The sequence below is a fragment of the Nostoc sp. ChiSLP03a genome (assembly GCF_034531215.2).
GTDB lineage: Bacteria > Cyanobacteriota > Cyanobacteriia > Cyanobacteriales > Nostocaceae > Nostoc.
The window spans coordinates 1-11628 of sequence record NZ_JAVRBQ020000173.1 but is presented as its reverse complement, the minus strand read 5'-3'; the positions used below and the strand labels follow the sequence as shown (position 1 = coordinate 11628).

11 protein-coding genes and 1 pseudogene are annotated in these 11628 nt (G+C 39.3%); 5 read left to right on the top strand and 7 right to left on the bottom strand.

Features of this window, described 5'->3' with window-relative positions:
- Nucleotides 1–14: 14 nt before the first annotated feature.
- Nucleotides 15–617 (bottom strand): DUF3318 domain-containing protein, encoded by a 603-nt coding sequence (locus RMY32_RS29215; RefSeq protein ID WP_322712933.1) that lies wholly within the window; start codon nucleotides 615–617, stop codon nucleotides 15–17.
- Between the two features lie 229 nt (nucleotides 618–846).
- Here RMY32_RS29215 and RMY32_RS29210 point away from each other — a divergent pair, with 229 nt between their 5' ends.
- Nucleotides 847–1107, top strand: a complete 261-nt coding sequence (locus RMY32_RS29210; protein ID WP_322672275.1) for a hypothetical protein — start codon at nucleotides 847–849, stop codon at nucleotides 1105–1107.
- Nucleotides 1108–1179: 72 nt separating this feature from the next.
- Here the strand turns inward: RMY32_RS29210 and RMY32_RS29205 are convergent, their stop codons facing one another.
- The 5 genes from RMY32_RS29205 to RMY32_RS29185 form a co-directional block, all read right to left on the bottom strand.
- Nucleotides 1180–2859: an iron uptake porin gene (locus tag RMY32_RS29205; RefSeq protein ID WP_322712932.1), complete on the bottom strand. Its 1680-nt coding sequence runs from the start codon at nucleotides 2857–2859 to the stop codon at nucleotides 1180–1182.
- A gap of 132 nt (nucleotides 2860–2991) precedes the next feature.
- On the bottom strand, nucleotides 2992–3621 hold the full coding sequence (locus RMY32_RS29200) for a Crp/Fnr family transcriptional regulator (protein WP_322712931.1): 630 nt from the start codon (nucleotides 3619–3621) through the stop codon (nucleotides 2992–2994).
- Between the two features lie 432 nt (nucleotides 3622–4053).
- A complete protein-coding gene (phoU, locus tag RMY32_RS29195; RefSeq protein WP_322712929.1) occupies nucleotides 4054–4722 on the bottom strand; it encodes a phosphate signaling complex protein PhoU in 669 nt (222 codons plus the stop codon).
- Nucleotides 4723–4750: 28 nt separating this feature from the next.
- A complete protein-coding gene (locus tag RMY32_RS29190; RefSeq protein ID WP_322712927.1) occupies nucleotides 4751–6070 on the bottom strand; it encodes a PAS domain-containing sensor histidine kinase in 1320 nt (439 codons plus the stop codon).
- A gap of 53 nt (nucleotides 6071–6123) precedes the next feature.
- Nucleotides 6124–6876, bottom strand: coding sequence for a winged helix-turn-helix domain-containing protein (locus RMY32_RS29185; protein ID WP_104906469.1), 753 nt, complete (start codon nucleotides 6874–6876; stop codon nucleotides 6124–6126).
- Nucleotides 6877–7388: 512 nt separating this feature from the next.
- Between RMY32_RS29185 and RMY32_RS29180 the strand changes: the two genes are divergently transcribed.
- The 4 genes from RMY32_RS29180 (at nucleotide 7389) to RMY32_RS29165 (ending at nucleotide 10920) form a co-directional block, all read left to right on the top strand.
- A complete protein-coding gene (locus tag RMY32_RS29180; protein WP_322712924.1) occupies nucleotides 7389–8372 on the top strand; it encodes a hypothetical protein in 984 nt (327 codons plus the stop codon).
- A gap of 53 nt (nucleotides 8373–8425) precedes the next feature.
- Nucleotides 8426–9505: a hypothetical protein gene (locus RMY32_RS29175; RefSeq protein WP_322712922.1), complete on the top strand. Its 1080-nt coding sequence runs from the start codon at nucleotides 8426–8428 to the stop codon at nucleotides 9503–9505.
- 839 nt (nucleotides 9506–10344) lie between these two features.
- Nucleotides 10345–10596: a colicin E3/pyocin S6 family cytotoxin gene (locus RMY32_RS29170; protein ID WP_322683889.1), complete on the top strand. Its 252-nt coding sequence runs from the start codon at nucleotides 10345–10347 to the stop codon at nucleotides 10594–10596.
- 60 nt (nucleotides 10597–10656) lie between these two features.
- Entirely contained in the window at nucleotides 10657–10920 is a 264-nt protein-coding gene (locus RMY32_RS29165) for a hypothetical protein (protein ID WP_322683890.1), read from the top strand.
- A 172-nt stretch (nucleotides 10921–11092) separates the two neighbouring features.
- Here RMY32_RS29165 and RMY32_RS29160 read toward each other — a convergent pair.
- Nucleotides 11093–11467 (bottom strand): annotated as a pseudogene (locus RMY32_RS29160) (AAA family ATPase); the annotation flags it as partial.
- Nucleotides 11468–11628 lie beyond the last annotated feature (161 nt).

Below are 11628 nucleotides of genomic sequence, written 5' to 3'. Positions count from 1 at the left end.
ATTATTACTTATTTTTACTTATAACTTTCTGGTATACCCACTGGTGATAAACCTGCGATCGCTCGTAAGTTTTGGCAACGAATCAACTCAGTAAAATTCAAACTGGAACGCCCTTCAATTTTGGCTACTGCTTCAATTGCTGATAATAGGTGCTGTGCTGCTTCAACTTCTGAATAACCACGCCGCTGTGCTATTTTAATTGCGGCTGCATCAGCATTTAACTCTGACTCTTGAGATTTATTAGTGCGCCAGATCCGAAAAGCAGCGATCGAACTTAATCCCCCAGCGACAGCAACGCCCACTACATCTGACTGTGCTGCTTCCAAGAATCCGCCTAACAGCCCAGCCAACACCACGCCTTGATAAATGTCGGGTTTAAACCACTTTATCCCCGTCAACCAGCTAACCATCTGCAACAGCAGCAAGTCTCGTTGCGGCTTTGTCAGGCGACGCCACAAATCAAAATTAATATATATCGGTCGCGCTTGGTTCCAGGGTTGGGGAAAGGAAGCGTCAATTACTTTTGCTTGCTCTGGCTTACTGACGATTTTTGTCGTCATCCGACCAGAAGCAGGCATCACATCTAACAAACGGCGAATTTCAACATTTGGCTCCATAAATTTAATTATTAGCCATAATGTGCATAGTAACTAGGTGTGTAAAAAATAAAGTTTTCGTGTTAACCTTTGATTTATGAGATTTCACAGTCTTGAATAAATTCAGATCGATCTATAAGAATATTTATTCAGCAGTTTGATAGTATGGCGGGATTTTATAGTATTCCTTTGCCGCCAAATTCCAAACCTCAAAGTTTTGGCTTGCCATTAAGACTATATTTGTAACTACATGGACGCTTTTGCTACCCTCCCACCTGAATGGACGAATAAGGCAATACATGCATACAATTTTTGCTGTCCTAACTGCCACTCAAGTAGCCTAGAAGCTGAGAAAGTTTGGCTAAATCGGCGATCGCCTGTTCTTACAGAAGACCGTCGTCGCAAATGGCAAGAGTTCTATTACTGTCACTGTGGTTCTGTGTGGTGGGCTTGGAGTAGCGATCGCCCCCCAAAAGATATATCCAATCAGCCAGATTACCATCCTACATAGCTAATTTTCTTCCTAAACAAAACCCCACTTTTAGGTGGGGTTTTGTTTATCTAATTCTGAGCTTTGCCAATTTTAGAAGGTGAAGGTAGTACGTAGAGTACCTACATATTCTGTGTCGTTAGCATCATTATGCTCTGGATTGAAAATTACTAACAAGCCAGGTGTTACTTGAATATTATCGGAAATCTTGTACTTGTAAAGACCCTCTAAGTGATAAGAAGTACTGTCGTCGAAGGTAGTATTGCCAGCGACATTTTTGATACTACCACCAGTAACTCTGGGTGGTTGACCAAAGATCACACCTAAAACGTTGCCTTCACCACCAAAGTCTTTCAAAGCAAGCGCTCCAGCCCAGTACCAAACATCTGCGTCTGTACCCGCATTAGCACCAGTAAGAGCATCAGCAGTTGTATAACCTCCCCAACCACTAATAGCCAAGGTAGAGCCTAGTTGGAAGGTAGCTTCTATACCGTAGTTATTGGATTCAGTGCGAGTACCAGCCCCAAAGGGATTATTGGCAAAAGCGCTACCTGTTCCTTGGAAGAGACTGTTGGCAGCATTACCAGCGAAGTAACTATGGGCATAGGTTAGACCAATATTGAAGGCTTTGCTGGGTTTGAAAGTTAATTGACCGAAGATGGTGTTATCACCATCGAACAGCCCATTATTAATACCGGGATTATTAGCACCAAAGATACCATTAGTACCACTTGAAGGCGCTAAATAAGCACCAGTCAAACTGATAGCTTTGTTAGGATTTAAAGTAACAGTCAAAGCAGCAGAATTTTGACCTTGACGGTAAATCGGGCTAAAACGTCCATAGCGAGAGAGCGCACCTCTAGCAGAGCTTGCAAAGTCAGGGTTGAAGGTGTTTACGTTTTCGTATAATTCACCACCACTAGCGTCAACTTTGACACGCACCGCGTCAGAAAAGTTGAATGCATAGTTGATTTTATCAATCACAACTGCGTTGCCGTTATCTCCATCAAAAGCCAAGCGGGTCATGTTAGTACCAGTACCGGTTGCAACACCACCAGCAACGCTACCAACATTAGAAATGGTATTGTTAGCATTCAAACGAATTTGCAACTGGTCTGTACCAGTGAAACTGCTCAACAAGTTCAAACGAACGCGATCGCTAAAAGTGGTGTTATAATTCAAGTCTTGAGTAGGAGCACCACCAGGAACTGCTCTACTGTCACCAAAAACATCAGACACGGCAAAAATTGCTTCTCCAACCAACTTGGTGGTAGTGGAGAACTGATTAGCTTCCAACTCAGAAGTGCGGGCTTCTAATCCATCTACACGACCGCGCAGAGTTGCTAGTTCAGCAGAATATTCTTCTTGCAAGCGCTGTAAAGTAGCTAAATCTTGTTTGCTGACCAAATCGGCAGTAGCTGTAGCAATCAGTTCGTTAACCCGATCTAAACAGGCATTCAAACCTGCGGCAAATTCATAACGGGTTAAAGCACGGTTTCCACGATAGGTACTGTTAGGATAACCTGCAATACAGCCGTAGCGCTCAACTAGAGATTGTAAAGCTTGGAACGCCCAATCTGTAGGCTGCACATCCGAAAACTGAGAAACTGATGTTACCTGACTCATGTCGTTAGACTCTTGAGTTTCAGATAACTCGCCAACATTTGTTACCTGTTCGTTGACTTCACCTGCTAAGGCACTATTAGCAACAAAAAATGTAGCAGCTAATACAACCGGACTAATCTTAAAAAGATTCCAGAATCGTTTTGTCATGTTTTTTGTTTCACTCACACCTACAATAATCCAGCCATGAGAAAGTGCTTTAAACACTTCTTTTTTGTGGATTTTACACACAATCACAGCAACGATTATACATTTACCCTGTGATTATTACAAGCAATTCATTTAACATGCTGTTGAACTATAGTTTTTAATTAATTTATTTGGTAATTGCAAGATAATGCGGCGTTTGTGACGTAAAACTGTTCCTTCTTCTTCTAACTGCTGTAAGAGTCGGGTAACAGTTACTCGCGTAGTATTTAAAACTTCAGCAATATCCTGATGGGTAATATTTAAATCAATTAGCTTGCCCTTATCTATGTCACGTCCAAATTTTTCACTTAACCAGACTAAAAACTGCCATAAGCGTAACGAAGTTGGTTTTTGATGCACAATGCTTAGTAGATCCTCTGCTTGTTGAATATGAGACAACAAAGCATTAATATCTTGATGCCACAAATGAGGTGGCACAATGCTTACTTCTACGCCCGTGAGACATTCAATCTGGTAGGGTTTCACCTTAGACAAAGGATAGCCAATCAGATCCCCTAGTCCCCAATAACCAAGAGTGATGAATGTTCCATCTTCACTCCACGTTAAGGTACGAACTGCACCATATTCAATTCGCCAAATTACGTTATTGTCAGGTGGAATTACTTCCCGACGGGTAAATATCTGTTGGGGTAATTGTCCGTCCAAAGCAGAACCATTTGACACGGTAGAAGAGTTTGAAGTAGGACTTGAGGAATACATCATTAACCGTAACTACATAATTATCAGGGAATCTCGCTATTTACAATGATTAAGAAACTCTAATAATTTGTATCAAAATTTACCTGTCTTAACTGAAAGTCTATTTTTCTCAATTCAGAGCTAGGAACTAACTCAAAATCTTCTGATGGTAACAACTTTTACTTAAGGGATTTATCAGTAAGATATAGCCAAAATTTTTAGTTGTTTATCCGTTACTTTAATTGTGTAAGTTTAAGAATAGGTAAGCTTTTAGTAAAATATTTAGTTAACTTATTTTTTAATATTTGGTATTTTCTGAAGACTAAGTAAGTCTGTAGGCGCAAAAATTATGAAGATATGAGGGTGGAATGGCACTTACTAAATCGCTGGATTTAGATCCCCAACTTCTTACAGACATCTGGAGGGTAGAAGTCGGGGATCTTTGCAGCATATCAATTAGGAGCGTTGACCGGTGACAATATATGCTACCCTTTGACCGATATTCGTAGCGTGATCTGCCATACGTTCCAGACAACGAATTGCCAGTGCTAGTAGTATAATTGGTTCGACTACACCAGACACATCTCGTTGTTGGGCTAAAGTCTGATAAACGCGATCGTAAGCATCATCTACAGTATCATCCAGATGCTTTAAACGGCGTCCACCGGCTTCATCGAAATCTCCTAAAGCCTTTAAGCTAGTTGCCAGCATCGCCTGGGCGTGAAGAGACATAGCTTCAATGTCGGGTAAAGACGTATGAGGCGCATAAGGAAAAATTTTAATCGCAATTTCAGCTAAATCCTCAGCATAATCGCCAATCCGCTCTAAGTCTCGCACCAACTGCATAAAGGCACTTAAACAGCGCAAATCTGAAGCTGTAGGCGCTTGTAGCGTCATAATCGCCGTACAGTCTGATTCGATTTGACGATAAAAGCGATCGATCTTTTTATCTAATCGAGGAAGTTCTTCAGCTGCTGTTAAGTTACGAGCAAATAACGCTTGGTGGCTGAGGCGAAATGATTGTTCTACCAAAGCACCCATGCGTAATACATCCCGTTCTAAGCGCCTAATGGCGCGTGCGAGTTGTGGTCTTTGAGGATTGGGAGTATGGTCGACAGCTTTCACATTTGTTGTCTCAAAGGTGAAGATATTACTAACTATAGTCTTGGCTTAAGGAGTTTGCCATAACTTCAGGAAATTGGAGTTGCATCCACGCACCACCAGTTTCTGGATGGTTCATTGCTTTGATTGAACCACCGTGGGCGATTAGAATTTGCTCAACGATCGCTAATCCTAATCCATTGCCAACGATCGCTCCTATAGAGTTACTATCGTGGGGGGAATGAGTTCGCGCTTTATCTCCTCGATAAAATCGCTCAAAAACGTGGGGTAAATCTGCTTCAGAAAAGCCGACTCCAGAATCAATAAGATTTATTTCCAAGATTGAGGAAGCAGGATCGTTATCCTTTGTTGATAATATTTTCGCTTCAACATAAATACTTGTGCAAGGAGGACTATATTTAATGCTATTGTCTAACAAATTCAGAAAAACCTGATAAATCCGGGGTTTATCTGCCTTAATCCACAGATTTTCGGGACCAGAATAAGAAAAAGACAGATGTTGGCGTTGTGCCAAAGGTTCTAGCGTTTCCCAAACAGATGTAATCAGCGATCGCAATTCTACAGCTTTGGCTTGCAATTGCATATTTGGGTTTGCTTCCATTTGGGTAAGGTCTAACCAGCTTTGCACTAAGTTGATCAATCGGTCAACTTCTTGCATCAGGCGGTTAACCCAGCGATTTAAAGGTGGTTCTAAACGGTTTTGTAAAGTTTCTACAACCAAACGAATTGAAGTCAAGGGCGTTCTGAGTTCGTGTGCTAGATCGGAAAAAGAGCGATCGCGTGCTTGATTTATATCTAATAGGGGTTGACGATTTTCTAAAAATACTCCCACTTGTCCATTGGGTAAAGGCAAGCTAGAGGCCCGCAAAGCCAGAGATTTGATTGTTGCCATCTCTGCTGCATCATCACAAGAGGGATGAAATACCCATTCTCCCGTCTGGGGTTTTTGGCGATCGCGAGTTTGCTCAATTAAATGGTCGAGTTCATAAGACCTGACCAACTCCAATAACAAACGCACCTGTTCTGGTTGCCACCTTTGCAGATACAAAATTTCCTGCGCCTGTCGATTACACCACAGCAGTTGATTTTCCTCATCAACCTGCAAATACCCCACTGGAGCAAAATTTAGCAGGTCTTGGTAAGTTTGCAACGACTGCTGCAAATCTTGCCGTTGCTGCTTCACCATCGCTATTTCCTGCCGCAACCCAGGAATTAGCAGCAGTCCCATCTTGTAAGAATGTGAGGTTAACGGTCGGAGTAAGTGCCCCAGGTAGCGGTTAAGTTGAACCTGTTGCCAAACCCAAAACCCAATGCCTACCGCTAAACCCAGAAAAAATCCCAATAAAAGCATTTGAGTTGTTAGTTTCTTGGTGACTACTAAAAACTAACAACTATCCCAACTAATTATCCAAACCTATAGCCAAAACCTCTTACAGTCACAATATATTCGGGATGACTGGGATCTTGCTCTAATTTTTCGCGCAACCACCGAATGTGAACGTCTACAGTTTTACTATCGCCGACAAAATCCGGCCCCCAAACCTGATCGAGTAATTGTTCCCGTGACCATACCCGGCGGGCATAACTCATAAACAGTTCCAGCAAGCGGAACTCTTTAGGAGAAAGACTCACTTCTTGACCGCGAACCAGCACACGACATTCTTGAGGATTCAAAGTAACATCTTTGAATTTTAATACAGGTATTTGCGGTAAATTACTTAAGCGTTGGCGGCGGAGTAAAGCGCGACAACGAGCAACTAACTCGCGCATACTAAAGGGTTTGGTCAGGTAGTCATCTGCACCCACCTCTAACCCCAAAACACGGTCAGTTTCACTACCCTTAGCACTGAGCATTAAAATCGGTACTGGGTTGCCTTGATGACGTAGCAAACGGCAAATATCTAGCCCATTGATTTGCGGCAGCATCAAATCAAGAATGACCAGATCGAAGGGAAGTTCCCCTGAATTGGTTTCAAAACTTTTGAGATACTCTATAGCAGACCGCCCATCGGGGGCAGTTATCACCCCGTAACCTTCTTCTTCCAGAGCTACAGCTAGCATTTCCTGGATTAATTCTTCATCTTCTACTACTAGAATACGGCTGGTTTGTCCAATATCCGTTCTGGCAGAGTATTTGGTCGATTCACTGGTATACATTGATATCACAAAAGTCTAGGACTGTGCTTGTATCAATTAGGATGATTAAATCTATTATCTCGCCTTACTGCAACCGCGCTTCTACTAAGGCTAATTCTTTTAGATTTTATTTACAAAAAGTAACATATACCACAGCAGTCTCCTAAATCATAAATCACTGTGCCTGCAAGTTTATAAATAGTTTTTTAATTAAGAACTTTAAATTTTCGATTCTGTCTTCACAAGATCCAAAGACATTATTGCATGAAGGATTATCTTGACAGAGGGGATTAGTTTAGGTATATTTATTTTAGTACAAATGTACCACTAAAACTCAAAGGGAAAACTATACCTGAAAAACAGAAAGACATATATGTGGAAAATTCGTATCCACTAAGTCTCAGATGGGGATCATTTCAGTATTTCCACCGCGTTAAAAATGTTGATTAAAAAGCTACTCTGATGTCTGCATAGGGTAGTCATTGGTATGGCTTGCTACCCAATAAAATTTGCCTATTGAAGGGAGTTGAAAGATGACTACAGTTGGAGTCAAAGACAGCAAACAACAACTAATGCAAGCATTTCAACAAATTATTATCCAAAGAAAAAAACTTGAATCTAAAATAGCAACCAAACAAGAGGAAGCAGAAAAAGCAAAAAATCAAGGAATTCTGCAAGCAGCTTCTGCATATACAGTTGATAGTATTGTCAAAGGTTTAGCTGATTTACAATTGGAGTTTGGCAGTATTCTCAACGGATTATCTGAAAAACTAGCTCAGGAAAATTCCAAGTTAGATGAATTGAACCGAGCTATAGAAATTGAAACCCAACGTCTACAAGAACTGCAACAAATTAGAGTGGTAGCAGATACTTTAGACGTTTTAAGTCAAGAACATCAAGAAAAATTAAAAATTCTCGAACAAGATACTATTAGCAAAAGGGAAGCATTAGAGAAAGAAATTACAATCAGGCGGAAAGAATGGCAAAAAGAGCAAGCAGAGTATGAAGAAAAATTCAAAGCATACAATGATTTATTAGCCAAAGATCGCCAGAAAGAACAAGAAGAATTTCAGTATAAGTTAGAAACTACTCGCAAACTCAATACAGACAGCTACGAAGGGATAAAGCGCCAACAACAAAGGGAAATACTAGAAAAATCTCAAAATAAAGAGAAAGATTGGGCAGAACGAGAAAAAATCTTCGCTGAACGCCAACCACTCTTTGCAGATTATGAACAAAAGGTAACTACATTTCCTAGCGAACTTGAAGAAGCAGTTAAGAAGGCTAGAGAAGAGGCAATTAAAGAAACAAGCCAAAAAGCTAAAATCGAGGCTGATTTATTTGAAAGAGAATGGGAATCTAATAAACAGAGCTATGAACAAAAAATTCAATCTCTGGAAGAAACAATTAAGAAACAATCAGAGCAAATAGAAGGCATTTCTGCTCAATTGCAAACTGCATTAAAGCAAGCACAAGACTTAGCTATGAGAGCTTTTGGTAGTTCTAACGCTAAATAGTTGTGAGTTCGTAGCATCTTAATTATTTTAAATTCCTGAAGAGGAGGTTTGTTGTGGTGGGGAAAAAACCGACTGATAAGAATACTAAAGTAGAAATTCTTCAGGCGTATGAGGAGTTGGCAAAAGAAAAAGCAGCATTGAAATCAGAACTTGATAAAGTTGGCAAAGAAAGCCAGTTTGGAACTAAAGAACAACCTAAATTAGAACAAAAAATAGTTATGAATCAGCTTTCTAGTGTCCAACAGAAGATGAACAATACAATTGAAAGCTTGGCAAAGATTCAATTAGGTTTTGGCAGTGCTGCTAATGAATTATCGGAACAGCTAACCACAAAAGCCTCTAATTTGGAAGAAATCAGGCGAACTTTAGAAGAAGAAATCCAACAATTAACACAGCTGCATAATTTAGAAATTTCTGATGATATCTTGGATACTCTCATCCAAGCCTATGAAGATAATACTAAAGCTTATCAAGAAGAATATAACCAACGTTCTGAAGTGTTATTCCAAGAAATGCTAGAGCAAAGAAATACTTGGGGAAAAGAACAAGAGGAACAGCAAAGGGCGATAAAAGAACGGAATGAAAACTTGAATAAAACTCGGCAACGCGATGCAACAGAGTATAAGTATAATTTAGAACTCCAGCGACAACTGCAAAATGACGAATACGAACAAGAGCAGAAAGCGCTATATAAGCAACTGGAAGAATCACTACAAGAAACAGAAAAGCAGTGGGCTGAACGGGAGAAAGCAATTTCTGAGAGAGAGAAACAATTTGAAGAATTAAAAGCCAAGGTAGAGGCTTTTCCAAAAGATAAAGAAGCAGCCATCAAAAAAGCTACAGAAGAAGGCAAAGGCATCGCCCACTACCAAGCTAAAGTAAAATCAGATTTATATTCTAAGGAAGTAGAAGGGCAAAAGCGTTTTTATGAACAAAGACTGCAATCTTTAGAACAAACTATTACTAATCAAGAGATGCGAATTCAAAATCTTTCTAAACAACTTGAATCCGCTCTCAAACAAGTTCAGGATTTGGCAGTTAAAGCTATTGAAGGTACTTCAAATGTTAATTCATATCAGGCAATCAAAGAAATAGCTTTAGAACAGGCAAAGACTCAAGCGAAAAATAAGTAAGCTGATTTATTTTTGAGAAAAATTGCAGAGACTTAATTGAATTTAAGTCTCTACAAGTAACTTTAATAATTTTATTCGGTTTTCTTTGGTTTTTTGAGGTCTGGGGGAGGTTGTACTTTCTTCTTTATTGCGCTAACCTGCGTTTGCTTCAATGCTTTGTTGGAATTTTGTTCTTGACTAGACATAATACTAAGTTTTAATATTTACAATATTACGGGTATTCTTGATTACATAAATATATCACAGAGAATTTAAGTTTCACTAAAACAAGTTAATAAATAATATTACCTCTGTAGCAACCTTCACTTTTAACGCGATAAATACAAATCTTAATAGGCATCTGCTGAAAAAGAGACGTAGTACTGCTACATCTCTACAAGGGTTCTGGATAATCCATATTTAATTTCTGGAGACGTTTAATAACGGGGGTGCGATCGCCTCAGCTAACTACGAGAGATTGAATTTCTATCAGGGGTTGAATCTCTGTTTCAACTTGAGCCTCGACAATTGACGTATAAATAGGAAATATCAATTTGTATAGCTTTAAAGCTCGAAGCAGGTGTTAGTCTAGCATAAAAAGTTGACCACATTATAATTTATGTCATAATTAAAGTTAGTAGATTTTTAAACTGGACTTACGCAAACAATAGCCAAAAGCCTGATTTTGAGGCAAAGGCAATTCATGAATTGCCTCTGCCTTATGTAATTTTGCCTAAGTCTTATTAAAGTAAATCTACTAATTTCCTCATGTGTCTCCAAAACTTACTTCCTTCAATACGCGCTCTTTCGAGAGGAGTGTTGAAGGTTAATTATATTAAAGACATATTGAAGAAATTATTATGAATTATTATCCCGCACCAAAAACTCTTGAAGCCTTTCCAGATGCTAAACAAGTTAAACCTAAAACACCCGTACAAGGAGGAGGGGGATTAAGAAAAAGATGGGACGATCAAGAGTATAGATATGAGTGGGATTCTAGGCATGGTTTAGTTGAAAAGTATGATAGACGGGGCAATCATCTAGGTGAGTTTGATCCTAAAACAGGAGAACAAATCAACCCTAAAATTGCTTCTCGTCGTATACTAAGTTAAAATAATCGGGGGCTTTATGCCCCTGTTATCTAAAAATTATATCTAATAGTCAATTGAGTAATGAGTATTACAACACATAAACCATTAGTTCAAAGAGTTATACGTTGGTATGACAAACATGGCAGCGACTTTGTAGGAGAGAAAGTTTTGGATAATGTAAACCTTTCTAACTTACAAAATTTATTTAGAATTGAATTAGACAATCCTATGTACGAGTGTTATCCAATTGAGTCTTTTGAACAAGAAAATTATCTTGATAAAACTTTTAGTTTTAAGTTGAACACAGAAGCATATGATTATTTTATGGAATGTGATGCTATCTGAAATAGATTTATCATAGATTTTAAAATCTAAGTATTGCAAAATAAAACTCAATTGTTTTGCTAACTGTAAATAATGTAGGCGCAGGAAGGCCTTCTGTTGTCAACCTAAGCTGAATATGCGGAAAACCCTGATAACTTTCAAGCATTTATTTCTCCGACACCAAAAATTAATACTAGGAAACTTTAATTTCTGCGATCGCTTCTTCTAAGTGTTCCTGAATCACTAGCTCCTCTCGCTCAAGAATTGCTCTTTTAGCTGCATCTTGTGCAACCCTCACAGCTTGAGCCGCAGAAAAATCTCTCATCTGCTCAATAATCCTTGGCCAGTTGATAGATCCCACTTCAATTGCAGATAGTGTTTCCTTTAGTATAAATTCTAGCTCTTGTTCTCCGGGTTTGGGTACTGCGATCAAGTCATCAAATCTTCTCCAAAGAGCAGTATCCAGAGATTTATTCAAATTCGTTGCTGCTACTAAAAGCCCTGAAGAGGGTTGATACTCATCCAAAATTTGAAGAAATGTATTAACTACTCGCTTAATTTCTCCTACTTCTTGAGAGTCTTCTCGTGTCTAATACCAATTAAAAATGAATCTGCATATAATGGGGAGAAGCAAACTAGGTAAGTTAACAGAACCATGAGCCGCCCATTTAAAATTGCGATCGCCGAGAGCGAAGAGGAACTGAAAAAACGCCTACAAACAGTGTCTTC